The sequence below is a fragment of the Brevibacterium sp. CSND-B09 genome, from assembly GCF_052906525.1.
The window spans coordinates 1,726,830-1,751,324 of the sequence record NZ_JBREGI010000001.1; the positions used below are offsets into that span (position 1 = coordinate 1,726,830).

Below are 24,495 nucleotides of genomic sequence, written 5' to 3' on the forward strand. Positions count from 1 at the left end.
CTTGACCGCCGCTTCCACAACTCCCATCCTCCGCGACGTCACATTGCGCGACGGGCTCCAGCTCACGGGAAAGTTGCTGAGCACCGAACGCAAGGTTGCCGTCGTCAGAGCTCTCATCTCCGCCGGCGTCGAGGAGATCGAGCTCGGTTCCATGGCCCGCCCCGACCTCGTACCGCCGATGGCCAACACGCTCGAAGTCGTCGAGGCGCTCACCGAGGACGAACTCGCCCACTGCTGGATCTGGGTGGCCACTCCCGGTCAGGTCCGACGGGCCGTCGACGCCGGCATCACCAACATCCAGTACTGTCTGTCCGTGTCCGACGCTCACAACAAGGCAAACATCGGCCGCGACACGGAGACCAGCATGTCTGCCTTCCCCGAGAGCTTCGACATCGTCAGGTCCGCGGGCGGACGCATCCAACTGTGCCTGGCGACGTCGTTCACCTGCCCGTTCGACGGCGAAGTCGACCCGCAACGGGTACTGGCCATTGCCCGCGATCCGCGCGCGATCGACGCCGACGACATCGTCATCTGCGACACACTGGGTCAGGCCGTGCCGGCCCAGGTGTCGTCGCTCATCGCTGCCGCAGCCGAGACGAACAGAGACCGCCGGGTCGTCTTCCACGGCCACGACACATGGGGTTTGGGAGTCGCCAACAGTCTCGTGGCCGCTTCTGCCGGTGCCGCAGTCCTCGATGGAGCTCTCGGCGGACTCGGCGGATGCCCGTTTGCTCCGGGTGCCAGCGGCAATACTTCGAGCGAGGACTTGCTCTTCGCCACTCGTCCTGAATGGCTGACGCCGGGGACGTTCGCCGACCTCGTCGAGCTTTCGGAATCGATCACCACTGAACTCGGTGAAGAACCGCGATCAAAGGCTGCACAGGGCGCCCGCTCCAAGGCGGAGGCCTTTCCCTGGGTGATCCCTACGACCTGATTGCGAAGGATTGGCCAATAGAGGTCGTAGACGAACCGGTGCATTCGGACTGCGGAATATCCGCGGCCGACGATCAGGATTCCGCGGCCTCGCCGGGGAAGCGTCCGCCGAGGAGCCGAGTGATCCGTTCGGCCGCGTCGACGACAGGTTCGATCCATTCCTCGCAGACCTCGCGGGGCATCCGAAAGACAGGACCGTTGATGGAGACCGCCGAGGTGATCCTCGCTCTGGCATCGAAGACCGGCGCCGAGAGTCCCGATGCGCCCGATTCGCGTTCGCCAATGGTGATGGCGAACCCGTCAGCTTTCGTCTGCGCGACCACTTGACGCAATTCGTCCGGCGAGGTGATCGTCGCATCCGTGAGCGGGTCGAGCGTGGCATCGAGCAGCTGCTCCATCGCTTCAGGATCCCATGCGAGCAGGACCCGTGAGGCCGAGCCGACATGCAAGGGCATCATCTTCCCAACATGCAGCTCCCGGCGCAGCGCATGCCGGGTCTCGGCCAGGCCGATGCACACTCGGTAGTCGCCTTCCCGCCGGAACAGCACAGCCGATTCCCCAGTAAGATCCCGCAGCTCCCTGAGCACCGGGATGACGACATCGTGTTCATCCCGCCCAGTCGTGGCCGGGGCCGCCCAGAAGGCCATCCGCATGCCGATCCGGTACTTGTCCTCAGTCTTCTCGAGGAACCCCTGCTCGACGAGGTTGGCGACAAGTCGTTGGACGGTCGATGCCGGCAAGCCAGTCGCGTCGCGGATATCAGTGAGCGTCCGTTCCGGAGCACGCAGCGAGAAGGCGTCGAGGATCGCAGAAATCTTCCCGAGCACCAGAAGTTGGTTCTGACGCCCGGCTTGCTTGTCCGCATCGGTCATGTTTGCCAGCTTAGTCGCGATGGACTCAACGTGCCCCGCCCAGAACTACGTGACGGCGGCCCAGATACCTCGCGCGAGGTATCTGGGCCGCCGTCGGGTAGCGCGGAGGGAGTTGCCGACAACTGAAAGCGAGGTGCCGCACGCCCGATACACTGCTGAACAGCACAGGCCGTGGCCCACGAAAGAAAACGAGCGAGCGATGCAGTTCACCTTGGCACAGATCACCGGCTTCATCGCGGTGGCCGAAAACCTTCACTTCGGACGCGCCGCTGAAGAGCTGAATATGACCCAGCCACCGTTGAGCCGGCAGATCCAGAAGCTGGAGAAATCGATCGGTGTCCACCTCTTCGAACGCAACAATCGCACCGTCACACTTACGCCGGCAGGTGAGGCCTTCCTCGCTGAGGCATACGGTCTGCTCGCCTCCGTCGAGCGTGCCCCGCGGCGAGCACAGAAGATCGCCGAGGGCTCCTGGGGTCAGATCACCATCGGGTGCACTGCGGTCTCGACGTTCGGCGTCCTCGGCAGTCTGGTCTCGACCCTGGCAGAACAGCTGCCGGGCATAAGCGTCGAGATCGCCGAGATGGTTACGGGAGAACAGATCAAGGCCTTGTCTGAGGGCAAGATCGACATCGGCCTGGGGCGAGTGGGCCGCATTCCCGAAACCATCGACGCGACCCTGGTCCTGTCTGAGCAGCTCGTACTGGCAGTCCCTTCGGACCATGCGTTCGCCGCACGTGACTCTGTGGACACAAAGGAGATCTCCGGTCAGCGACTGCTCATGCACGATGCCACGAGGGCTCGATACTTCTACGATCTCACCGTTCGCTACATCGATGTCGAAGCCAATGAGGTGGCTCATTCGCTGAGCCAGATCCTGACCATCGTCAATCTCGTCGCTGCTGGTCGCGGCATCGCCGTCGTCTCGGAATCAGCTGCTCGCCTCGGCGTCGACGGTGTCACATATGTGCCGCTCCACGACGCTCCACGCGATGTCGTCGAACTTCATGCGATCTGGAATCCGGAGTCCCGCAACCCGGCACTCAAGGAAGTCCTCGCATTGATTCGCAGAGAATTAAGATAATACCTTCTGGGCATCAATGCATATATAAATAATCTTGGACAGGAATTATTCCTCGTTCTTACAGTGGGATCACTATCCCGACTAAAAAGGACGTCATTCCGTGGCCAATTACCAACCTCAAGAACTCGCCGACCACCTCAAGGACGGACTCCTCTCCTTCCCCGCGACAGCATTCAACGCAGACCTGTCCCTCGACGCCGACGCCTATTCCGACCACATCACCTGGCAGTCGAGCTTCGACGTCGCAGGACTCTTCGCCGCTGGCGGAACCGGCGAGGGATTCAGCCTCACTCCCCCGGAAGCGAAACAGGTCGTGGGCTTGGCAGTTTCAAACTCACGTACTGAAGTGCCGGTCCTTGCTTCGGCAGGGGGTGCCACTGCACACGCCGTGCAGAATGCGATCGACGCCGAGGAAGCCGGAGCAGAGGGCCTTCTGGCCCTTCCTCCCTACCTCACTGAATGCAGCCAAGACGGCCTCTTCGAGCACGTATCCGCCATCTGCAAAGCAACCAAGATCGGCGTCATCGTCTACAACCGGGCAAATGCGATCTACTCGCCCGAGACCGTTGAGCGCCTCGCCGACACCCATGAGAATTTCATCGGCTTCAAGGACGCCCTCGGCGACATCGAGCAGCTGACGAAGGTCTACGCCCGCACCGGCGACCGCCTCTTCTACCTCGGCGGACTTCCGACCGCCGAAGTCTATGCACTGCCATTGCTGCAGCTCGGAATGAGCACCTACTCATCCGCCATGTTCAACTTCGCACCCGAATTCGCCCTCGACTTCTACGATGCGGTGCGCAAACAGGACCGCGCCGCCGTGACAGAGAAGCTCAACTCCTTCGTCCTGCCCTACTCGAAGATCCGCGAACGAGTGGCCGGCTACGGCGTCTCCATCGTCAAGGGCGGCCTCAAAGTCATCGGCCGCGACTGCGGGCCGGTCCGGCCACCCTTGCAGAACCTCACCGAGGCAGACCTGCAGGATCTCGAACAAGTTATGTCCGCTGCCGGCATCCGACTCGACCGCACCGCGTCCGCGGTCGCCTGAACGTTCAGTCCGCCACGAATCCGCGGCTGAGACAGCCACACCCACAGATCGGCGCCGATCGGCTTGAGCCGGTCGGCGCCGACATCGCTATCAGGAATAGAGGTCACTTATGACGACGCAGTTCACTACCGCGACGACCGACTCGGACGTCGACACATCACTTTCCGGCACATCAATTGTGGCCGGCACGAAGACGCCAGGACAGGGGGAGACCAGCCGTGCAATCAATCCGGCGACAGGTGAGACCTTAGATCCCGAATACACGCTGCTCACCGAGGAGCAGGTATCCGCAGCCATCGCCGAGGCCCACGATGCGTTCCCTTCGTACCGCGGCACTTCGCCGGAGATCCGCGCAACCTTTCTCGAGAGAATCGCAGCCAATATCGAGTCTGACGCGCGGCGCATCGTCGACCGGGCCGTTCTGGAGACCGGACTTCCTGCGGGGCGCCTGAATGGCGAGATCACCAGAACCTCCAACCAGCTGCGCCTGTTCGCATCGGTCGTTCGGCTCGGTGACGCCCACGGCGTGCGCATTGATCCCGCGCTCCCGGACCGCGCACCGCTGCCGCGCCCCGATATTCGTCAGCGCAAGGTTCCTCTGGGCCCCGTCGCTGTCTTCGGCGCGAGCAACTTTCCCCTTGCTTTCTCAACCGCAGGCGGTGACACCGCTTCCGCACTTGCTGCCGGATGCCCGGTCATCGTCAAGGCCCATAATGCCCACCCCGGGACCAACGAACTGGTCGGTGCCGCCATCACTCGTGCCGTTCGCGACAGCGGGCTTCACCCGGGCGTCTTTTCACTCGTCTATGGGGCTGGCTCCGAGGTCGGGCAGCAGCTAGCCACGGACCGGCGAATCACGGCCGTAGGATTCACCGGTTCCAGGGCTGCCGGACTGGCATTGTCGGCCGCCACCGCGGCTCGACCCACACCGATCCCTGTCTATGCCGAGATGAGTTCAATCAATCCCGTGTTCGTCCTGCCAGGTGCCATTGCCGATGACGTCGCCGAGGTGGCCCAAGGCTTTTTCGGAGCAGTGACCGGTTCCTCCGGTCAGTTGTGCACCTCCCCTGGAATTCTCTTCGTTCCCAACGGCGACCGTGGAGATGCTCTGACGGCTCGCATTGCTGAGGAATTCAACGCGGCGAAGGGTCAAACGATGCTCACTCCCTCCATAGCCGCAGCCTGGCAGAGTGGAATCGACCAGCTTTCAGCACAGCCGGGCGTCTCATCTCTGGCTCAGGGGGCGGATGGGGAGACGCTCAACGCGCCCGGGCCCCGCGTGTTCACGACCTCGATCCAGGACTTCGCGTCGAACAAGGAACTGCAGAATGAGATCTTCGGTTCCGCTGCCCTCGTCGTGCGCTATCACTCGACTGATGAGCTGGAGCATGTCGTAGCAGAGCTCGAAGGACAGCTGACTGCGACACTGCAGATGGGTGAACACGACACCGAGGTGGCCGACGCGCTTGTGCGCGCGCTGGAACTCACCGTCGGACGGATCATCGTCAACGGTTGGCCGACAGGAGTCGATGTCGGCCATGCGATGATCCATGGTGGACCGTTTCCAGCGACGTCAGCTCCGCAGACCACTTCGGTGGGTGCAACTGCGATCGACAGGTTCCTCCGCCCGGTCGCCTACCAGAACGTCCCGCTGGCCATTCTTCATCCGGTCCTCCAGGACGCCAATCCTTGGGCGGTGGCCCGGGTGCTCGATGGTCGATACTCTGCAGCACAGCGTGGCGATGCCTCGGCCGCTACCGACGCAGCTGTCTCGGCGAAATCCTTCGCAGACGGCGTGCGCCACCGTCTCAATGAACTCGGATTCGACCTTCCCGAAGCCAATCCCGCCAGCTACAGCTACGAGACGGTGACCGTCGCCGGCCAGTTGGCCTTCGTGTCCGGGCAGATTGCCAAACAAGGCGGAGAAGTACCGGTCCAGGGAGTCGTCGGTGAGGATCTGAGCATAGAGGACGGAATTGCGGCAGCTCAGCTGTGCGCGGTGAATCTCATTGCCCAGCTGGAGACGAACCTCAGCCTCGACAATGTCGAGGGCATCGCCAAACTCAACGTCTATGTGGCCAGTCCGACAGACTTCAGTAAGCACCCCGTCGTCGCTGAAGGGGCCTCCAAACTCCTTGTCGATGCTCTGGGAGACGCAGGCCGTCATGCACGCACTGCTCTGGGAGTCCCGCGTCTCCCTGCGAACTCACCGGTTGAGATCGAAGCCGTGGTCAAGCTCAAGAGTCCAGGTGAACTCCGCCCCAGCTGATCAGCTGCCAAGCTGACAGCACAAACGCAGAGCGGTCCGGTCGATTCAACGACCGGACCGCTTTCAATTCCCTGCTGACCATAAGGTAACTGCATCTCACTCTTCTGCTGGTTTCAATCTACGCAACGGGGCGGACACTCCCTTGTGGGAATGTCCGCCCCGTTCAACCTGTAAGGAGTTGAGCGTCCTGCGTGTGACACATCGAAGTGGAGAGGTCCCGCCTCAGCGCTTGGAGAGAATATAGGTACGGTCCGACCCGATGAACCAGAGGTCCTCAGTGCCGATCGCCACATTGCCGTACCGCCACGGGATCTCCGCGGCGCCGAAGGAACCGACCTCCAAGACGTGCTTGTAGCCGGGACGCAGCTCGTTGGCGAATGACTCCTGCTTGCCCATGAGGTGCCCGACATTGCGCTTCCGGTATTCCGTGTTGAAATCCACGTCTGCACCGAGCATGCCGATCTCGATCATCCTGTCGAGGTGGGGCGCCAAGTAGTCCAATGTCCCCTGATGGACATCCTCGCACACGACTCCGGGACGCAACTGGCCGATGATTCCCTCACGGACCACGTCGAAGAAGAACTCATAGGCCTCTTTGGCACTATCGGTACGCGGAAGCGACCGTGCCATATCGGAGGTCGCCACAGTGATCCCGTCAAAGGTGATCCGCACACCGGCGTCGAGTTGGATGCACTTCGTGTCATCGTTGATCGGGAAATCGACGGGAGGTCCGGGAAACAGCATTCTGTTCGAGGAGTGCAAGTTGGTGAAGTACGGTTCGATCGCAAAAGGAATCACGTTGTCCGTGCGAAATTCGACGATCTTGTCCACATAGCGCGCGTAGATGTCGAGCTCGGTGAACTCAAGCCCCGCCGCCAACGACTCCTCCGCCCATTTCAGAGCCTCTTCGATGGCGAAGACGCTGCACCTGGCAGCAACGATCTGGAACCCGAGGTCTTCGTGGTCACGAATATCGCGCCAGTGACCAAGAGCGGTCGACAACTCATTGAGGACGGCGCCTTCGGCTTCGAGTTCGAGTGCCAGACCGGTTGCGATCCACTCCTCCTCAACGCCGATCTGATTGCCATGAGCCAGTGCCACAGCTGCCGCACCAAGTCCGGCGAAGCGGCCGATAGGAGTGCCGGTCACACCGTGCGCGGTCTCCGGGGCGAGAACGTAGAGTTTCTCGTCCTGCGTTGACCAAACCGCCAGTTGATCTTCGCTCTGCTGAGTTCCGACGACCTCGCTGAAGTTCGGCGGAGCGGCGATGATGACGGCGTCGAGACCGCGGTCCTTCGCCATCGACTGCAGCGCCGAATAGCGTGTGTCGGTCTGCGACTGGATCTCCTTGTCCAGTCCGTCAAGATGTTCGACGTCGTCGATGAGCCGCGTCGCAGTCTCCGCTCCGAGCTCACGCCAGCGAGAGAAGCGCTCAAGAACCGCTGCGGTGTCGATCTCATAGGCGACCACCGGAGTCGTCGGCTGCTTGTCGGCGACGACATCGAGGCTCTTCGACAACGTCGAGTAGTGCTTCATGACAACACCGGAGTCGAGACCGACCTGATCCCCTTCTGCGAGCTCCTCAACCAATGTCGAGAGTGATGCTGAGGCTGGTGTATCGGCAACAATTCGGGGATCGATCGTCACCCACGGCGCATAGAATCTCATCCGCTCCTTCGGTACCCCGGCGGACAGGGCGTTTCCCTGCTCCTGCTGGCGAACAAGCAGCACTTCACCGTCGGTCGTGTCGGCGATGATCGGTGCAACCAGAGGGCTCGAATCAAGGCGAATCGCAGAGAACAGAAGGCTCTTCTGGGCATCTAGTCCGAACGAATCTGCCAGACGCGTCTTGTCGGTTGTCAGTTTGATCATTGCGTTTCCAACTCCATATCTTCCTTGAGACGTGTTCGCCTCGTGCGGTGTGCCTTGGGCCGAAGGATCCCTGCCGGCCATCCCTGGCATGTGTTCGTCGGGCCGGACGGGCGGACCGCTCAGCTGATTCCGGCGGTGACGCCGATGTGGGATTCGATCTCCGCCACGTAGCTGGCGAAGTTCTCTGAGAATTTGTGCTCTTTCGCGCGGGGACGTTCGATGTCCACCTTGACGTCAGCGACGATCCGTCCCGGACGATCACCGACAACGACGACTCGATCTGCCAGCCATACAGCTTCAGAGATGCTGTGGGTGACGAAGAGGACACTGCAGCCCGTGCGGCGCCAGATCCTCTGGATTTCGAAGTTCATCGAATCACGCGTCATCGCGTCGAGTGCGCCGAATGGCTCATCCATGAGGAGAATTTCCGGACGTGAAACCAACGCGCGGCAGATGGCGACGCGCTGCTGCATCCCACCGCTGAGCTCGTAGGAGTACCGGGTCGCTTTCTCTCCAAGTCCGACCATGTGCAGCAGCTCCATGGCGTGGTCCTTGGATTCCGATGTGACGGCGTCACGAAATTCCAAGGGCAGGAGGACATTGTCGAGATTATTCCGCCAGGGCAGGAGGACCGGGCTCTGGAACACCATTCCGATGTCCTTGAGAGCGGCGCTGATCTCACGTCCGCGGATGAGGATTTCGCCTTCAGAGGCTTCCTGCAGACCCGAGATCGTGTTGAGCAGAGTGGTCTTTCCGCTGCCGGACTGGCCGACGATCGAGACGAACTCCCCCGGGTTGACATGGAAGTCGAGTCCCTTGAGGACGACGTTCTCCTGCCCGTCTCGCGAGGTGTAGGTCTTGCCGACGTTGTTGACTGAGATCGCATAGTCAGTGGTCATGGTCGTACTCCATTCACTTTGTGGGTGCCGCAACGTCTTCGTCATGGCGAATCGGGTCGATGTAGTCGTTCGTATAGATGTCATCGACGGTGAGGTCGGTCGAATTCTCGAGACCGAGGAAGTCAGTGGCCACGTTCAGCATCTGCCCAACTCCATCGTCGGTCATCACACCGAACTGGTCGTCTGACTTTCCGGTGGCCCAGTTCAACTCGCATTGCGACTTGAGCGCATAGGTCACGGTCTCCGGTTCGTACCCTTGAACTTCCTTCGTGAAGTCCTCTGCAGTCTGATCCGGGTGGTCGCAGGCCCAGAGAAAGCCCTTCTGCATCGCGCGGTTGAAGCGCTCAACACGCTCGGGATCATTCTTCAGGGCCTCATCCGAGACCACGATGCCATTGCCGTAGAGGTCGATGCCGACGTCAGACCATTTGAGGATGTTCGCCTTCTCACCGAGCGCCATCAGCGCCGGCTCGTCGGAGACGTAGAGCGCGAGGTTCGCATCCCAGCGGTCGGCCAGCAGACCTGGAATCTTCGATTCGCCGGTGGCGTGGACGACGTTGACGTCATCCTGTTTGAGGCCACTGCGTTCGAGCGCGAGCGGCCACATAGCCGTCATGGCACCGGCACCCTCAGTCGCCACCGTCTTGCCCTTCATGTCCTCCCAGGTTTTGATACCCGAACTCTCGAGTGCGATAGTCGCATACGCTGATCGGGCCTGAAGCAGATTCACCTGCTTAACGTGAGCTCCTTTGCCCTGGCTGAGGATGGTCGCGCCGAAATCGGCCCATCCGGCGTCGACTCTCCCGGTTTCGACGGAAGTCACGGTGTTCGTTGAGCCGGAACCCGGCATCAGCGAGACGTCGAATCCTTCCTCTTCAAAGAACCCCTCGGCCTCAGCTGCGAAGAACGGTGCGTGCTTCGGCAGATAGGCGACGTCGACCATGAGGTTGAAGTCATCGAGTCCGTCCTTTGGCGTGCATCCTGTCAGAGTGACGACAGACAGCAGGAGCGGCGCAACTAGCAGTTTCTTCAAGATGTGCATGGTTCCGCCTCTCACTTCGTGTAGTTCTTCCACGGCAGCAGCTTCTTCGAGATGAGGTCGATGATGAAGAAGAGAAGCAATGCGATCGCCGCAAGCACGATGAATGCTGCGAACATCGAGGGGAGGTCGACCTGAGAGTTCGCGAGAAGAATGACGTATCCGAGGCCCTTGGACCCGGCGATGAACTCACCGACCACGGCACCGCCGACAGCCAGCGAGATCGAGATCTTAGCTCCCGTGAAGATCGAAGGAAGCGCATAGATGAAATCGATCTTCATCATCTTCTTCAGCTTCGAGGCACGGTTGATGCGTGCAAGGTCCTGCAGCTCGTGCGGCACAGAGTTGAGCCCGTCGAATGTGTTGATGACGAGCGGGAAGAATGCGATGGCCATTGCCACGAAAGCCTTCGACTCGAAGCCGAAGCCGAACCAGACGATGAACAGCGGCGCCAGAGCGACCTTCGGAATCGTGTCGATGGCGATGAGCGCCGGATAGAGGAAGGGACGAAGGAAGGAAGCGTAATAGAGGAGTGCTCCACACAGAACGCCCAATGCTGTGCCGAGCGCAAAGCCTGCGAGACCTTCCTGGAGGGTAGTGAGAGCGTTGACCGCGAAGTATCCCGGGTTCGTGAACAATTCTTCGAACGCCGAAATCGGACCGACAAGCAGATACTTCGGGAAGTCGAAGATGAAGACTGCTAGCTCCCAGATCGCGAACAATCCGACGAGCCCGACAACAGCTTTGATTCCCGCTGTGAATGACTCAGGTTTGAGCCTAGATGCAGTCGGCGGAGCTGCCGGCGCAGGGCTGGGCTCCACAGGTCGAACTGCATCGGTATCGATGCGTGGTGCTGTTGTCATTGGCGATCCCTCCATTGGGTTCTGGTCCATGAGCAGGTGTGGCATTGCATTTGTGACGTGGAACAACTGTGATGCGTTCCAGTATTCGCGACTCAACGATGCCTGTCCAAGATTGTTTTCGCATGTTTCGATACCCTGAAGGAATTGCATCAATGAGTTTGTGCAGGCAGGAAAAACTCGAGAGTTGAACTGAGAAACGCCAGGATACTCGGACTTCCCAAGAACATCCTGGCGCACCATGGCAACGTCGCGCGCAACGCGGATCCCCGAACTACCTGACGGCTGTGAGTCTTGGTAGTGGCTGGTCTGGGACCGGCTGGCAGAGTAGGTGTTGGCCTCTCCATCCCGTGATCGTGACTCAACCTGGCGGTGACCCACCCCCCTTTTGGTGGTGTCTTCGGGCCGATTTGTCCGATCACATGGGTGGTGCGGCCGGCACCGACTCGGCCCACCTCGGTAACTTGATCAGAAGGCTGTCCGCCCCTTGCCGGGGCGTGACTCATCACAGTGTTGTTCCGAAGTGACCTCATCCCGGACCGGTACCGGCCGCAAGCGGCCGCACAACCTATCGGTCAAACAGGGAGCTTCGAACCGCTATGTCCATTGTCGCGCACTTATACAACTTCTTCATCGGCGTCGATACACACGCCAGAAAACACGTCTACACGATCATCACCAACACCGGCATCCTCGTGGCTACCGGCAGCTTCCCGACATCTCGGGCCGGCATCAAACGGGCCCTGACCTGGGCAGGCCGGTGGACGAAAGGTGACCTCGACACCCTGTGGGTCGTGGAAGGAACCGCATCCTACGGGGCGGTGCTGACCGGTCATATCGCCACGACCGAATACCCCGTGGTCGAAGCTGGACGCATGGATGCCAAAGCCCGGTACGGCGTGGGTAAGAGCGATGAGCTCGACTCCTACCGGATCGCGAAGTCCGTGCTGGCGCTACACACCGACCAGCTGCGGTGGCCACGCCAAGGCGAAGGAGTCCGCCAGGGCCTGCGCGTGCTGTTGGCAGCCCGGGACGCGATGACCACCGAACGGACCCGGATGATCAACTCCCTGACCGCGTTGGTGCGCACTGTCGCTCTGGGAATTGATGCCCGTAACTCGTTGACCGATGCCCAGTTCGTCGAGATCTCGAAGTGGCGGTCGAGGAAGGAAGACATCGGCCTGGCCACGTCCCGGGACGAAGCGGTCCGTTTAGCTCAACGCGTCCTCGATCTTGATGACGATCTGCAGGACAACCATGACAAGCTCGCTGAACTTGTTGAGGCCAGTCCGGCGGCAGTCTTGCTGGCCGAACCCGGGATCGGTACGTTCACTGCCGCGGTGTTCTTCACCGCCTGGTCGCATCCGGGACGAGTCCGTAACGCGGCTGCGTTCGCAGCCCTGGCAGGGGCGAATCCGATCCCTGCTTCGTCGGGCAACACGCAACGACACCGGTTGAACAGGGGTGGGGATCGGCAGTTGAACCGGGCCCTGCACACGGTGATCACGAACCGGATGATCCACGATGAGAGAACCAGGGATTATGTTGCCCAGCGCTTTGGTGAGGACCCGACGAAGAAGTCGAAGAGGGAGCTCAAGCGCAAGCTCAAATGGTATCTCGCGCGTCGAGTTTTCAAGATTCTCAACGGGCTAGAAACAATTCCCACGCCGGCTTGACAGACATAGAAGGATCGGCCCAGATACCTCGCGCGAGGTTGCTGGGCCGCCGTCAGGTAGCAATAGATCAACTCCGGGCGTTTGCCAGGTCCTCTCGGAAGGCTCGGCCCGCGGCACCCAAGTCGCCGCATGAGGTGATGAAGCGGAAGCCCTGTTCCCGACGCAACCGAGCCTCCTCGCCGTCGCCGCAGTGGATTCCCGGAACCACCCCGGCGGCATCAGCGGCCGTGCGGATCCGCACGAGCGCCTCGGCGTGGGCCTCGTTGTGCTGCCCCGGCAGCGCGCCGACAGCGAACGCGAGATCGGACGGTCCGACGTACACCCCGTCGATTCCCGGCACGACGCAGATGTCCTCGACCGCGGCCAGACCCTCCTCGTTTTCGATCATGACGAACAGCAGAGGCCGCTCATCCCGCGTATCCTGCACGGCGCCGTGCATGATCTCGGCTGTCGGCCCCCACGAACGATCCCCGCCCCGCGAGGGATAGTCGAGCGCGGCCACCGCAGCCTGTGCCTCGTCGACCGAGGACACGAGCGGAACGATGATCGCCTCGACTCCGGCGTCGGCGAGCGCCCCGATCTCCGTGAATCGGTTCGCCGCGACCCGCGCCGTTACGAGTGCGTCGCCGCTGGCGCGCACAGCGTCGGACAGTCGCAGCACGTCGGTGGGCCGCACCAGCCCGTGCTGCAGGTCGAGGCAGACATAGTCGAATCCGGCCGCCGACCCGGCCTTCGCCAGCTCCGGACTCGTCGACATCATCCACAGTCCGTTGTAGATCTCCCCCGCGCGCAGGCGGGCCCGATGGTTCTCAATCGCAGCAGTCATGACTGCATCGAATCACGGAATCCCACCGCCCACCAGGGGTGCCCGATATCCGGATGAACCTCGCCGAGGCGGCCCACCCTTGCGTATAGATCATCGATCACTTCGCCGAGGCGGCCCTGAACGTCCGTACCAAAGATCGACCCGTACGAAACGTCGCCCCACCTCGGCGAGGGATTTCACTCGGTTGGGCTGTCCTCGAGGAGGGGCCCGATGACTCGGTGGCGGGAGATGACGAAGGGATCGCTGTGTCCGACCTCTATGAGTTCGAGGTCGAGGCGGCGCGGCAGCAGCGAGCGCCCCTTGCCGAGGACCACCGGCGCGGTCCAGGTGATGATCTCGTCGAGGAGTCCCTCGTCGGCGAACTGTCCGGCGAGGTCGCCGCCGCCCATCACCCACAGGTCATGGTCGCCCGTGGCGGTGCACATTTCGAAGTAGTGGTCGGAGACCGAGCCCTTCGCGAACCGGATGTCGGGTGTCTTCCCATCCTTCCCGGCTTCGGGCAGGCCGAGCTTCCGGTGGGTCATCACCCACGCGGGAACCTCATAGGGCCACGGCCCGTCGAGATTGCGCAGCACCCATTCGTACGTCGTCGAGCCCATGACGATCGCTCCGACTCCGTCGATGAACCCGTCGTCCGGCGGTTCTTCGGTCTGGCGCAGCAGCCATTCGAGCGAGTCATTCGGGTCGGCGATGAGCCCGTCGAGCGTGGTCGCGGTGTAGTAGACGGTACGTGCCACAGGCAGTCTCCTCCTTAATGCGTCTCCCTTTCATCCTATTGGTCCGATGCTCTCTCACAGCAGTTCGGCGTCGATTCCATCCGTTGACAGAACCGACGCCGATCGATGCGACGACATCCTGCCGCCCCTATATCTCCTGAGTCCGCAGCGCCTCGGCGATGTACTCGGCCTGCCGGATCGCGAGCGCCACGATCGTCAGTGTCGGGTTCGCGGCGGCGCCGGTGGTGAAGACCGATCCGTCGGAGATGAAGAGGTTCTTCACGTCGTGGGTCCGGCCCCATTTGTCGACGACTCCGTCTTCGGGGCGTTCGCTCATCCGCGCGGTGCCGAGGTTATGCGTCGACGGATAGGGCGGAGTGCGGTGGGAGGTCTGCGCTCCGACCGCCTCGTAGACCCTCTGACCTGCGGCGTAGGCGTGTTCGCGCATCGCCAGGTCATTGGCATGGTCGTCGTAGTGGACGTTCGGCACGGGCAGACCGTTCGTGTCCTTGACCGTCGTATTCAGCGTCACCCGGTTGCTCTCCTGCGGCATGTCCTCACCGACGATCCACATTCCCGCCGTGTTGAGATACCGGTCGAGCAGCGCCGCGAAGTCCGGTCCCCAGCCGCCGGGCTCGACGAAGGAGGCCATGAATGCCGGGCCCAACGAGATCGTCTCCATGTAGTAGCCGCCGGAGAATCCGCGGTCGGGGTCGTGGATCGACTCGTCGGCGATGACTCCGGCCATCGTCTCCCCGCGATACATCCGCACCGGCTTGTCGAAGTGGCCCCACACGGTACCGGTCAGGTGGCGCATATAGTTCCGGCCCACATGGCCGGACGAGTTCGCCAACCCATCGGGGAAGGACGGTGTGCCGGAGAGGAGGAGCAGCCTCGGCGTCTCGATCGAATTGCCGGCCACGCACACGACCTTCGCGGCCTGACGGTGGAGGTTGCCGTCCTTGTCGAGGTAGAGCACGGCGTCGGCCCGACCGCCCGCATCGTGGGTGATCTGCACTGCCTGGGACTCGGGCCGCAGATCGAGCAGCCCGGTGTCCGCCGCCCGCGGCAGCTCTCTGACCAGGGTCGACCATTTGGATTTGTTCTTATCGCCTTGGAAGTTGAAGCCGTCCTGGATGGAGGCGGGGCGGCCGTCGTATTCTTCGGCGTTCGTGGCGTACGGCCCGGTCGCATAGAACTTGTAGCCGACCTCCTTCGCCCCTCCGGCGAAGACCTTGTAGTTGTTGTTCGCCGGCAGCGGCTTCCGGCCGTGGACGTGGGTCGAACCCATCGCCTTCTCGGCCCGGTCGTAGTACGGGGCCATCTCCTCAAGCGTGATCGGCCAGTCGAGGAGGTTGGCGCCGTCGATGCGGCCGTAGACGCTGCGGGCCTTGAACTCATGAGCCTTGAATCGCGGGGTCGCTCCCGACCAGTGGGTCGTCGTGCCGCCCACAGCTTTGACGATCCAGGCCGGCAGGTTCGGGAAATCGCGGGCGATCCGCCACGATCCGGTCGTCGTCCTGGGATCGAGCCAGGCCATCTGGTTGAAGGCTTCCCATTCGTTGTTGACGTAGTCCTCGTTGCGCAGATACGGCCCGGCTTCGAGCACGACGACGGGAATGCCCTTCGCGGTGAGCTCGTAGGCCAGGGTTCCCCCGCCGGCGCCGGAGCCGACGATGACGACGGCCTCTTCGTCCGGGTCGATGCTGAATCCGGTCACGCTGCGTCCAGCCTCGGCGCTGGCACCGCGTCCTATATTCTCAGCGGTCATCACTTCTTCACCTCACCCATCTCGACGCTCTGCGGCGCCGGCTGATTGGTCGAATCGTCACCGGCAGCGCTGCCGCTGCGGACACCCGCAACCCCGTCGCCGAGCTCCGGCAGCGGCTCGTCCTCGGGGTAGACGATCCGCGGTTCGGGCAGCCAGTCGAGATCGTCGAAGCCGCGGTTGATGTAGCCGCCCTTGTCGAACGAGGGTCCTTCGTAGCCGAGCGTCTCCCACACCTCGACATCGTCATAGAGGTTGAGCACGGCGGTGCGGCGGACGAAACCGAAGAACTCGGTGGACTCGACCCGGCGCAGCACCTTGAGCGCGGAGTCATCATCGAGTCCGCAGAAATCACCGTCGGAGAGCTGATCCAACGACAGCAGCCCTTGGATGAGGGCCACCCGGAACCACGTCTCCTCATCGGCGGCGATGAGGATCTTCTCCGCGGTGCGCAAATACGGTCCGTCGGGGAAATCTGCGTGCGGGAATGCCACGCGCAGCACTCGGATGAGGGTCTGCTTCGCCTCGTCCGTCATCTCCATCGCATTCAGCGATGGGTATTTTGCAGGGAATGCCATCGGATGCTCCTTTGCTCCACTCGGCAGGCGGCATCGACGCACGCCCACCACTGTCCTGACATGAGCAACCTATGTGACCCGCGACACCATGGACTATCCTCATTCTCATCACATGAAAAAGTCGATCGCCGAGGCGATCGCACAGTCAGGAGACCGTGTGTCCAACAGTGCCGTGATCCAACGAACCTTCTCCGTCCTGGAGGCCGTCGCCGCTTCGGGCTGTGCCGCCGCGAAGACCGTGGCCACCCGCCTCGAGATCCCGCTGCCCACCGTCTACCGGCTCCTCAACGAGCTCGCCGATTCCGGGTATCTCGTCTACCTCAAGGACACCAAGCGCTTCGAGCTCGGTCCCAAATGCTTCGAACTCGGACTGTCGTTCCAGCAGCGCCTCGTCGCTCCGCATCCGATCCGGCAGATCACCGATCAGCTCCACCGGTCGCTGGGCACTGCCGCCTATTTCGCGATCTACCGCGGCTCGGACATCATCCTCACTTACTGCTCCGACTGCGAGAAGCATCCGCGGCTGCGGCCTCTGCGCTTCGGTTTCCACGAGGCGGCGCACGCCACCGCTTTCGGCAAGATCCTCCTGGCCGGAATGCCCGAACCGCAGCGCACCGACTACCTCGAGGCGCGCGGGATGCAGGTGCTCACCCCGCAGACGATGATCAGTCGGGAGGCCCTCGACCCCCACCTCGCCGAGGTGGCCACCCGCGGAATCGCCTGGGAGCACGAGGAGTTCCTGCCCCGTCAGACCTGCGCGGCCGTGCCGGTGCGCAACGGCACGGGAATGCAGGTCGGGGCGATGGCGATCAGCACCCCCTCGTCGAAGATGGCGGGTCGCGCGAAGCTGGTCGAGTCGACCCTGCGCGAGCATGCGGGACTGGCGTCGAGCTACCTGCGCGGCGGGTCGGTCACCGTCCCCGTCGCCGAACACGCCTGAGCCCCGAACTCCCGATGGAGACAGCACTCGCGACAGCGACCACCCGCCCCACAACCGGCCACGTGTGACCCCCAGCTTTATCGCCACATGAGAAGAACCATGTCCTCCGGCTGCCGGCTCTGCTGAGAATGATCGTGCTCGCTCACAGTTGAGAACTCAAGGAGGAGAAATGGGCACGAACAACAGCGTCGCAGTGGTGACGGGATCCGCTCGGGGAATCGGTCAGGGCATCGCGCAGAGGCTCGGAACCGATGGCCATCATGTCATCGTGGCTGACCTGCCGAGCATGCAGGACGGGGTGGCGGAGACCGTCACAACGATCGAAAGCGCAGGTGGGAGGGCCACCGTCGCTGAGGTCGACGTCACGGACGAGGATTCGCTGAGCCGCCTCGTCGAGGTCGCCGTGGAAGCGGGAGGAAAACTCGACGTCTTCGTCGCCAACGCCGGAATCGCGCAGGTCGAACCCCTCATTGAATATTCGAAGGCCGATTTCGAGAAGATCGTCGACGTCAATCTCACCGGGGTGTTCCTGTCGTATCAGGCCGCGGCGAAGCAGATGATCGAGCAGGGCAACGGCGGCAAGATCATCGGCGCCGCCTCGATCGTCGCGTTCCGCCCCTTCGCCCTCCTGTCGCCGTATTCGGCGACGAAATGGGCGGTGCGCGGGCTCACCCAGGGTGCGGCAATGGAGTGGGCCAAGCACGGCATCACCGTCAACGCCTACGGGCCCGGCATCGTCGGCACCGCGATGTGGGATCTCATCGATGAGAAGCTCGCCGCCGAGGAGGGACTGGCCAAGGGTGAGGCGATCAAGAAATATGCTGGTGACATCCTCATGGGCCGGGTGTCCGTGCCCGAGGACGTCGCGAACCTCGTGTCGTTCCTCGCCAGCGAGGACTCCGATTACATCACCGGGCAGACCATGCTCGTCGACGGCGGAATGCAGTTCTCGTAACGTTGTCGCTGATAGCAGAAACCGACACCGCCACACCCACATCTCCACCCGAGAGAACAACCACAGAGAGAAGGAAGAAGCCATGATCTTCATCGTCGTGAAGTTCCCCGTCAACCCCGAAATGGCCGACCAGTGGCCCGAACTCACCCGCGAATTCACCGAGGCGACCCGTGCCGAACCGGGCAACAAATGGTTCGACTGGTCGCGCAGCCTCGATGACCCGAACGAGTATGTCCTCGTCGAAGCCTTCGACGACGATGCCGCCGAAGCGCACGTGAAGTCCGACCACTTCCAGGCCGCGACCGCCGAAGGCGGGCCGATGCACTCCGCGCTGGCAGCGACCCCGAAGATCATCTCCCGTCAGATCGACGGTGACGATTGGGATGCGATGGGCGAGCTGCAGATCGGCTGAACCCCCACCGAGGCACCCGTCCCCGATCGGGGCGACCTCATTCGCCGAGGATGTCGCGCGGGTCCGCTGATGCGTTCAGCGGGCCCGCGCCACGTTCCCGGCACCGGCCAGCTCTCCCGCGTGGTGAAACTGCAATAGCTCGGCCCCTGCACTAAGCCGCTGCAGGTTCACCAAGCTGAAGGCTCACCTCTGCGGCAGGTACGCCTTCTGGCTGTCGACCCATTCGTCGAGCACGTTTGCGCGGTCATCGAATTTTGCGGTCGGGAACGCCAGACCTTTCGTCGGCACGCTGGCGCCGAGTTCGACGAGCAGCGGACGCAGGGTCGTCTCCACCGCGAGCGTGTGCGCCGGGGACCCGATCGTGAAGACCGGGATCGCGGTCAGCCCGTGCAGACCGCCAGCGTCGTACCGGTCGAGGAAGGCTTTGAGCAGTCCGGTGTAGCTGGCCTTATAGGTCGGCGTGGCGATGACGGCGTAGTCGGCGGTGGCCAGACGTTCGGTGAGTGTGTTGAGGCGGTCGGACTTCCATTCGAAGATCTCGTCGGTCACCTCGGCGAGTTCGATGGTTTCGTCGATCTCGGATCCGGTCACCTCGGCGATCTTGGCGGCGAGGTCTTCGGCCACTTGGCGGGTTCGCGAATTTGAGCTCGGGTTGCCGACGACGACGGCGATGCGTGTGGTCATAAGGGGTCCTCTCCCAACAGTTGAGCCGATGAAGGACGGACATTCGCCGCCTTCCATGACAGTCACCCTAACCATGCAGACCAGAGTCCTATTTCGCCACAGTCACAGGGAGTCACAGACGCGTTTCACCGTCACATAGCCACATCGAAGCCCAATTGATCAGATATTAACGAGCCTCAGAGCCAGCTTTAGCTCTAGAAGATTCCTATTGACGTATAAACATCATAGGTTTAAGCTCGATTCTGCCATCAGGAGTTTCCACTCGATCGCCTCGAGTCGCTCCATGGCCGGTGCGCGCAGAGCCGCGCTGCACCGCACATCGCAATGAGAACGGGCTGAAATGAGCACCACCTCTGAGAACCACGATGCGCACCCGGCGGCGCGCATCAGCGGAGCCGTCGACAACCTCCTCGGCTCTGTCGGCAATGACCGTGCAGAATCCCTAGTTGCCGCGAGTGCCACCGAAATAGACCGCTCGTTCACACCACCGTCACCGCCTCACTGGCTCAATCCACCAGGCACTTCAGTCGATTCCTCAGATGTTCACTGGCACAACACCGTCGACGAGTCCCCGAGAACCGGAATCTTCCGCACATACACAGAGTCCACGGTCACTGGCGCACCTGTACTGACATATGAACTGTCCGGGTTGAGAATCACCCACAAAGACAATATCGGCATCCGCAACTATCCGATCACTGCTGGCAGCCCGGCCTTGTCGGACACGCGAGCAGAGACCACCTCCCCCATACTCCGCTCACTCGAAACGGCAGGAGGAGCGATCATCGGGGCCAACCATATGGCGGAATTCGCGCTGAGTCCCACCGGCCACAACCAATGGTTCGGAGACGGCGTCAATCCCCTCAGCGCTTCCCACCTGTCCGGGGGTTCGTCGAGTGGCTCGGCAATCTCCGTCGCCACCGGCGCCTGCGATCTCTCTCTGGGTACGGACACCGGAGGATCCGTACGGCTTCCAGCTGCCTATTGCGGCCTCGTCGGATACAAACCCACCAATGGCCTCTTCTCCCATTCCGGTCTCATCCCGCTTTCCGAGACTCTTGACACCATCGGTCTGCTGGCCTCCGACACCACGATTGCGCAGCAGGCCTTCGAGGTTCTCGTCTCCGACCCCTCGGTCGTCTATATCGAAGCTCGCAGCCGGCTCGAAACCTGCAATGCCTCAGAGTTCTCCGGCTTCACACACCTGTCCCGGTCTGCCGTCGACAGAGACTGCGAGGACGAGGTCGCCTCCGCATTCGCTAGTGCACTCGACGTCGTCGAGGAGATCGGACTGAGCAATACCAGTGGATTCGGACGTCTGGACGGAAAGGGAGTCGACATCGACGATGCCGAGCTCAACAGAAGGTCCGTCACAGTTGTCAGCGTCGAGGCCGCACGAAACGTCGGCAGCATCCTCGGATGGAACTGGGACCTCCTCGGCGACCAGGTCCTCTCACGCGTGATCCGTGGAACTGCGATTCCCGCGATCGGCTACGCAGATGCTCTCGCCTGCCGTTCGGCCCTGACCTCCGAGTTTCTCGCCACGGCTATGGGAGGTTCGCGGTTCCTCCTCACACCGACGAGCCCGATCCTCGCGCCACAGATGTCGACGTCCAACGCGACAGGTTCCCGTGCTCGCAGCGACTACATGCGAGCCAGCAGGTACACACGCACCATCAACTATCTCGGACTGCCTGCGATCACTGTCCCGCTGCCAACTGCAGGAGGAGGCCTCTCGCCTGCACTTCAGCTCATCGGCCGCCCTTACGACGACCGGGCGCTGCTCGCAGTCGCGGCGACTATTGCAGAGACCTGCAGACAACCACAGAAATGACTGCCCAGAGAATCACCACTATTTCGGTATGAATCCGATGAAAGGCGCGACAAGGATGTCCGTTGACACCACTGCAGAACAAATAGAAATCGGGGCGCGCATGGATGCGCTCACCCCCAACACAGAACACAAGAAGCTCTTCGCCTACATCGGGGCTGGGGCCATGATTGATGCTTACGACATCTATGTCGCGGCCGGTGTCTCGGCGGCACTGGTCTCGACAGGCTTCGCCGGGGTCCACGAGATCGCAGTCTTCATGTCCATGACGTTCTTCGGCATGCTGCTCGGAGCGGCAACTGCCGGCTTCGTCGGGGACAAATTCGGACGACGGATGAGCTATCAGATCAATCTGGCCATCTTCGCCGTCGCTGGGTTCGCCGCCGCACTGGCTCCGAACTTCGAATTCCTCGTCGGCACCCGATTCGTTATGGGTATCGGACTCGGGGCCGAACTCGTCCTCGCCGCTGCCATCCTCGGCGAGTTCATTCCCCCACGTAGTCGCGGGAGGTGGACAGCAGCCCTCGGCATCCTCGTGAATTCGGGTCTGCTCTTCGCCTCGGCGATCGGCGCATTGGTGATCTCGAACTTCGGATGGCGCTGGATGTTCGTCATCGGGGCCGTTCTGGCGGTCATCGTCTGGTTGGCACGCCGGAGGTGCCCGGAATCGCCCCGCTGGCTTGTGGTCAGGGGACGACTGAGCGAGGCTCAGGCGATCGTCGAACGGTTCGAAGCGAAATCGGCGACGACCTTGGAGACCAATCCGCCTGCACCGACCACTGCCACCAACGCCGACGAATCGCCGACAACCTCCAAACGCCCGTTCTGGCAGCTTGCCGTACTCGGAACCGTCCTTGCCGTCGGAGTCAACATGTTCGTCTACGGCTTCATCTCCTGGATGCCGACGTTCTTCGTCGAACAGGGCATCGACGTCTCCCACTCCCTGGCCTATACGACGGCGATGGCTCTCGGCGCACCTGGTGGAGGCCTCGTCTGCCTGCTGCTCATCAATAAGCTCAACCGACGTACGGCAATCGTCGTGTTCTCGATCATCGTCATACCACTCGGCCTGGCCTATGCGGCCGCGCAGTCGATCCTCATGATCGTCGTCATCGGCATTCTGCTCGTTACTGCGATCTACACCCTGGTGACGTTTGTCCTCTACTCCTACATGCCCGAGCTCTATCCGACCCGCTTCCGTCTGCGCGGAACCGGCATTTCATACACCTTCGCTCGCGGCGCGTCGATCGTCGTGCCGTTCGTCATGTCGGGACTGTTCGTGGCATTCGGGATCTTCGGCCCCATCGGCTTCGTCTGCGCCATGGCCGTGTGCATGATCGCCGTCGTCGTTGCGATACCCATCGAAACCCGCGGACGCAGCCTCGAAGAGATCTCCTGATCTCGCCTTGCCCGATGAGACAGCACTCCCCTGACTTTTCAGCCACTGCCCACTAAGAAAGTAGAAACATGACAATCCACGACGCCACCATCGGCCGGTTCTTCGAGGACTACACCGTCGGTGACATCTATCAGCACCCTTTCGGACGCACCATCACCGAGGCGGACAACGTCTGGCTGACCAACCTGACCCTCAATACGAACCAGAACCACTTCAACGAACACTTCGCTTCGCAGAATCCGATCACTGGCGGCAAGGTCATCGTCAACTCCGGTCTCACTGTGGCCATGGTGCTCGGCCTGAGCGTGTTCGACATGAGTCAGAACGCTATCTCGAACCTCGCCTTCACGGACATCAACTTCCGCCACCCCGTCTATGTCGGCGACACGCTCTACGCGGAAAGCGCGTGCACCGAGGCTCGTCGGTCGAAGTCCCGTGACTACGCAGGCATCATCTCGATGACGACTCGCGGCCTCAACCAGGACGGCGTCACCGTGGTCAGCTGGAAGCGCTCGGTCATGATCGCCACGAGAGACAGCGGAATCGGCCAAGGGCATTTCCCCGAGACTGCTGACTCGGTCAGCGACTACAGCTGAGCACCATGATGAACACGCCTTTCCCGCAGCCGCGGACTCCGCATCAAGACAACACAACGAACTCAAGAGGAGACAGGATGCAGCCCCTTGAAGACATCCGAATCATCGCTGTCGAACAGTACGGTGCGGGCCCCTGGGGATCCATGCAACTCGCCGATCTGGGCGCCGATGTCATCAAGATCGAAGACCCGAGCACCGGCGGCGATATCGGACGTTATGTTCCGCCGTATCGCGAGGGAACCGATTCGCTTTTCTACGAGTCCTTCAACCGAAACAAGCGCAGCATCGCGCTGAGCCTGAGTGATGCAGCCGATCGTGAGATCTTCGACCGCCTCGTTGCCGGTGCCGACGTCGTCTATTCGAATCTCCGCGGCGATGTTCCGGCCAAGCTCGGCATCACCTACGCCGACCTCCAGGACATCAATCCCCAGATCGTGTGCTGCAACCTGTCCGGTTACGGCGGAGGTTCGGCGGCGAAGCGGCCGGGCTACGACTACATGCTGCAATCCGCGGCCGGATGGATGGACATCACGGGCGAGCCCGACGGACCACCCACGAAATCAGGCTTGTCTCTCGTCGACTTCAGCGGCGGACTCGTCGCCGCAATCTCGATGCTCGCGGCGGTCCATGCCGCCCGTCGAGACGGAGTGGGCACCGACTGCGACCTCAGCCTCTTCGACACGGCGGTGTCGATGCTCACCTACGTGGGCAACTGGCATCTCAACGAGGGATTCGAACCGCAGCGGACCCCCAAGTCCTCACATCCGTCGCTCGTCCCGTTCCAGGCGTTCGAGACCAGCGACGGTTGGATGACCGTCGGCTGCGCCAAAGAGAAGTTCTATCTCCGCCTCGCCGAGGTGGTCGGAGACGAAAGGCTGAACGACGACAGGTTCTCGAGCTTCGACAAGCGGATCGAACACCGAGGAGAACTTCTCGACATCCTCGACGAGGCTTTCCTCCAGCGCCCCGCCGATGAGTGGGTCGAGCTGTTGGAAACAGCCGGAGTCCCTGTGGCCAAGGTCAAGAGCGTGGCAGAGGCGCTGCAGGATCCGCTGATCGCCGAACGCGGCCTGGTCTTCGACACCGAACACCATCGGTGGGGAACGATCCGCAATATTGCGACGGCCCCGCGAGTCGGACCTCCGCTGACGAGCAATCGAGCAGCTCCGACGATCGATGAACACCGCGCCGAACTCCTGAAAGAGATCGGCACCACTTTGAACAGCAAAGGAGCCTGA

At 62.0% G+C, this 24,495-nt stretch carries 22 protein-coding genes; 12 read left to right on the forward strand and 10 right to left on the reverse strand.

Going from position 1 to position 24,495, the window contains the following annotated elements; translation table 11 throughout:
• Position 1 precedes the first annotated feature (1 nt).
• Complete coding sequence (locus ACU4IU_RS07810; RefSeq protein ID WP_139467848.1) at positions 2-934, forward strand: hydroxymethylglutaryl-CoA lyase; 933 nt, start codon at positions 2-4, stop codon at positions 932-934.
• Between the two features lie 73 nt (positions 935-1,007).
• On the opposite strand, the gene ACU4IU_RS07815 is transcribed toward ACU4IU_RS07810, so the two are convergent.
• On the reverse strand, positions 1,008-1,805 hold the full coding sequence (locus tag ACU4IU_RS07815; protein WP_139467847.1) for an IclR family transcriptional regulator: 798 nt from the start codon (positions 1,803-1,805) through the stop codon (positions 1,008-1,010).
• Between the two features lie 199 nt (positions 1,806-2,004).
• Here ACU4IU_RS07815 and ACU4IU_RS07820 point away from each other — a divergent pair, with 199 nt between their 5' ends.
• The 3 genes from ACU4IU_RS07820 to ACU4IU_RS07830 all read left to right on the forward strand — a co-directional run bounded on the left by ACU4IU_RS07820 (position 2,005) and on the right by ACU4IU_RS07830 (position 6,206).
• Entirely contained in the window at positions 2,005-2,889 is an 885-nt protein-coding gene (locus ACU4IU_RS07820) for a LysR family transcriptional regulator (protein ID WP_139467846.1), read from the forward strand.
• Between the two features lie 100 nt (positions 2,890-2,989).
• Positions 2,990-3,937 carry a 5-dehydro-4-deoxyglucarate dehydratase gene (gene kdgD / locus ACU4IU_RS07825; protein ID WP_139467845.1) on the forward strand — a complete coding sequence of 316 codons (948 nt, stop codon included), beginning with the start codon at positions 2,990-2,992 and terminating at the stop codon, positions 3,935-3,937.
• Positions 3,938-4,046: 109 nt separating this feature from the next.
• A complete protein-coding gene (locus ACU4IU_RS07830; RefSeq protein ID WP_446656382.1) occupies positions 4,047-6,206 on the forward strand; it encodes an aldehyde dehydrogenase family protein in 2,160 nt (719 codons plus the stop codon).
• A 222-nt stretch (positions 6,207-6,428) separates the two neighbouring features.
• Here ACU4IU_RS07830 and ACU4IU_RS07835 read toward each other — a convergent pair whose 3' ends face one another.
• From ACU4IU_RS07835 to ACU4IU_RS07850, 4 genes are all read right to left on the reverse strand, one after another.
• Positions 6,429-8,078: a M24 family metallopeptidase gene (locus ACU4IU_RS07835; RefSeq protein WP_139467843.1), complete on the reverse strand. Its 1,650-nt coding sequence runs from the start codon at positions 8,076-8,078 to the stop codon at positions 6,429-6,431.
• 119 nt (positions 8,079-8,197) lie between these two features.
• Positions 8,198-8,977, reverse strand: coding sequence for an ABC transporter ATP-binding protein (locus tag ACU4IU_RS07840; RefSeq protein ID WP_139467842.1), 780 nt, complete (start codon positions 8,975-8,977; stop codon positions 8,198-8,200).
• 13 nt (positions 8,978-8,990) lie between these two features.
• Positions 8,991-10,019 carry an ABC transporter substrate-binding protein gene (locus ACU4IU_RS07845; RefSeq protein WP_139467841.1) on the reverse strand — a complete coding sequence of 343 codons (1,029 nt, stop codon included), beginning with the start codon at positions 10,017-10,019 and terminating at the stop codon, positions 8,991-8,993.
• 11 nt (positions 10,020-10,030) lie between these two features.
• Complete coding sequence (locus ACU4IU_RS07850) at positions 10,031-10,879, reverse strand: ABC transporter permease (RefSeq protein ID WP_139467840.1); 849 nt, start codon at positions 10,877-10,879, stop codon at positions 10,031-10,033.
• Between the two features lie 596 nt (positions 10,880-11,475).
• Between ACU4IU_RS07850 and ACU4IU_RS07855 the strand changes: the two genes are divergently transcribed.
• Positions 11,476-12,552, forward strand: a complete 1,077-nt coding sequence (locus tag ACU4IU_RS07855) for an IS110 family transposase (RefSeq protein WP_139470449.1) — start codon at positions 11,476-11,478, stop codon at positions 12,550-12,552.
• Positions 12,553-12,619: 67 nt separating this feature from the next.
• Here the strand turns inward: ACU4IU_RS07855 and ACU4IU_RS07860 are convergent, their stop codons facing one another.
• From ACU4IU_RS07860 to ACU4IU_RS07875, 4 genes are all read right to left on the reverse strand, one after another.
• Entirely contained in the window at positions 12,620-13,378 is a 759-nt protein-coding gene (locus ACU4IU_RS07860; RefSeq protein WP_420096793.1) for an HpcH/HpaI aldolase family protein, read from the reverse strand.
• Positions 13,379-13,554: 176 nt separating this feature from the next.
• Positions 13,555-14,115, reverse strand: coding sequence for a dihydrofolate reductase family protein (locus ACU4IU_RS07865; RefSeq protein WP_446656383.1), 561 nt, complete (start codon positions 14,113-14,115; stop codon positions 13,555-13,557).
• A 127-nt stretch (positions 14,116-14,242) separates the two neighbouring features.
• Complete coding sequence (locus ACU4IU_RS07870; RefSeq protein WP_446656384.1) at positions 14,243-15,865, reverse strand: GMC family oxidoreductase; 1,623 nt, start codon at positions 15,863-15,865, stop codon at positions 14,243-14,245.
• A complete protein-coding gene (locus ACU4IU_RS07875; protein ID WP_376905038.1) occupies positions 15,865-16,440 on the reverse strand; it encodes a hypothetical protein in 576 nt (191 codons plus the stop codon). The genes ACU4IU_RS07870 and ACU4IU_RS07875 overlap by 1 nt, the downstream gene beginning before the upstream one ends.
• Positions 16,441-16,552: 112 nt before the next feature.
• Between ACU4IU_RS07875 and ACU4IU_RS07880 the strand changes: the two genes are divergently transcribed.
• The 3 genes from ACU4IU_RS07880 to ACU4IU_RS07890 all read left to right on the forward strand — a co-directional run bounded on the left by ACU4IU_RS07880 (position 16,553) and on the right by ACU4IU_RS07890 (position 18,747).
• The gene (locus ACU4IU_RS07880) at positions 16,553-17,380 is read left to right on the forward strand and encodes an IclR family transcriptional regulator (protein WP_172172749.1); all 828 of its coding nucleotides are present in this window, start codon (positions 16,553-16,555) and stop codon (positions 17,378-17,380) included.
• A gap of 169 nt (positions 17,381-17,549) precedes the next feature.
• Positions 17,550-18,335 (forward strand): acetoin reductase, encoded by a 786-nt coding sequence (locus ACU4IU_RS07885; RefSeq protein ID WP_446656385.1) that lies wholly within the window; start codon positions 17,550-17,552, stop codon positions 18,333-18,335.
• Between the two features lie 82 nt (positions 18,336-18,417).
• Positions 18,418-18,747: a putative quinol monooxygenase gene (locus ACU4IU_RS07890; RefSeq protein WP_446656386.1), complete on the forward strand. Its 330-nt coding sequence runs from the start codon at positions 18,418-18,420 to the stop codon at positions 18,745-18,747.
• A gap of 183 nt (positions 18,748-18,930) precedes the next feature.
• Here the strand turns inward: ACU4IU_RS07890 and ACU4IU_RS07895 are convergent, their stop codons facing one another.
• Positions 18,931-19,431 (reverse strand): NADPH-dependent FMN reductase, encoded by a 501-nt coding sequence (locus tag ACU4IU_RS07895; RefSeq protein ID WP_259358188.1) that lies wholly within the window; start codon positions 19,429-19,431, stop codon positions 18,931-18,933.
• Positions 19,432-20,080: 649 nt separating this feature from the next.
• On the opposite strand from ACU4IU_RS07895, the gene ACU4IU_RS07900 reads away from it, so the two are divergent.
• The 4 genes from ACU4IU_RS07900 to ACU4IU_RS07915 all read left to right on the forward strand — a co-directional run bounded on the left by ACU4IU_RS07900 (position 20,081) and on the right by ACU4IU_RS07915 (position 24,495).
• Complete coding sequence (locus ACU4IU_RS07900; protein WP_446656387.1) at positions 20,081-21,265, forward strand: amidase; 1,185 nt, start codon at positions 20,081-20,083, stop codon at positions 21,263-21,265.
• 55 nt (positions 21,266-21,320) lie between these two features.
• Positions 21,321-22,661 carry an MFS transporter gene (locus tag ACU4IU_RS07905; protein ID WP_180345554.1) on the forward strand — a complete coding sequence of 447 codons (1,341 nt, stop codon included), beginning with the start codon at positions 21,321-21,323 and terminating at the stop codon, positions 22,659-22,661.
• Positions 22,662-22,729: 68 nt separating this feature from the next.
• Positions 22,730-23,257: a MaoC family dehydratase gene (locus ACU4IU_RS07910; RefSeq protein ID WP_139467830.1), complete on the forward strand. Its 528-nt coding sequence runs from the start codon at positions 22,730-22,732 to the stop codon at positions 23,255-23,257.
• A 77-nt stretch (positions 23,258-23,334) separates the two neighbouring features.
• The gene (locus ACU4IU_RS07915; protein ID WP_376905041.1) at positions 23,335-24,495 is read left to right on the forward strand and encodes a CaiB/BaiF CoA transferase family protein; all 1,161 of its coding nucleotides are present in this window, start codon (positions 23,335-23,337) and stop codon (positions 24,493-24,495) included.

Excerpts from the sequence above, each read along its gene's own strand:
- ACU4IU_RS07855 (WP_139470449.1), top strand. The coding sequence starts at position 11,476 with ATGTCCATTGTCGCGCACTTATACAACTTCTTCATCGGCGTCGATACA.
- ACU4IU_RS07875 (WP_376905038.1), bottom strand. The coding sequence starts at position 16,440 with ATGGCATTCCCTGCAAAATACCCATCGCTGAATGCGATGGAGATGACG.
- ACU4IU_RS07880 (WP_172172749.1), top strand. The coding sequence starts at position 16,553 with ATGAAAAAGTCGATCGCCGAGGCGATCGCACAGTCAGGAGACCGTGTG.
- ACU4IU_RS07905 (WP_180345554.1), top strand. The coding sequence starts at position 21,321 with ATGTCCGTTGACACCACTGCAGAACAAATAGAAATCGGGGCGCGCATG.
- ACU4IU_RS07845 (WP_139467841.1), bottom strand. The coding sequence starts at position 10,019 with ATGCACATCTTGAAGAAACTGCTAGTTGCGCCGCTCCTGCTGTCTGTC.
- ACU4IU_RS07910 (WP_139467830.1), top strand. The coding sequence starts at position 22,730 with ATGACAATCCACGACGCCACCATCGGCCGGTTCTTCGAGGACTACACC.
- ACU4IU_RS07835 (WP_139467843.1), bottom strand. The coding sequence starts at position 8,078 with ATGATCAAACTGACAACCGACAAGACGCGTCTGGCAGATTCGTTCGGA.
- ACU4IU_RS07890 (WP_446656386.1), top strand. The coding sequence starts at position 18,418 with ATGATCTTCATCGTCGTGAAGTTCCCCGTCAACCCCGAAATGGCCGAC.
- ACU4IU_RS07915 (WP_376905041.1), top strand. The coding sequence starts at position 23,335 with ATGCAGCCCCTTGAAGACATCCGAATCATCGCTGTCGAACAGTACGGT.
- ACU4IU_RS07860 (WP_420096793.1), bottom strand. The coding sequence starts at position 13,378 with ATGACTGCTGCGATTGAGAACCATCGGGCCCGCCTGCGCGCGGGGGAG.
- ACU4IU_RS07830 (WP_446656382.1), top strand. The coding sequence starts at position 4,047 with ATGACGACGCAGTTCACTACCGCGACGACCGACTCGGACGTCGACACA.
- ACU4IU_RS07895 (WP_259358188.1), bottom strand. The coding sequence starts at position 19,431 with ATGACCACACGCATCGCCGTCGTCGTCGGCAACCCGAGCTCAAATTCG.
- ACU4IU_RS07870 (WP_446656384.1), bottom strand. The coding sequence starts at position 15,865 with ATGACCGCTGAGAATATAGGACGCGGTGCCAGCGCCGAGGCTGGACGC.
- ACU4IU_RS07840 (WP_139467842.1), bottom strand. The coding sequence starts at position 8,977 with ATGACCACTGACTATGCGATCTCAGTCAACAACGTCGGCAAGACCTAC.
- ACU4IU_RS07885 (WP_446656385.1), top strand. The coding sequence starts at position 17,550 with ATGGGCACGAACAACAGCGTCGCAGTGGTGACGGGATCCGCTCGGGGA.
- ACU4IU_RS07815 (WP_139467847.1), bottom strand. The coding sequence starts at position 1,805 with ATGACCGATGCGGACAAGCAAGCCGGGCGTCAGAACCAACTTCTGGTG.
- ACU4IU_RS07820 (WP_139467846.1), top strand. The coding sequence starts at position 2,005 with ATGCAGTTCACCTTGGCACAGATCACCGGCTTCATCGCGGTGGCCGAA.
- ACU4IU_RS07850 (WP_139467840.1), bottom strand. The coding sequence starts at position 10,879 with ATGACAACAGCACCACGCATCGATACCGATGCAGTTCGACCTGTGGAG.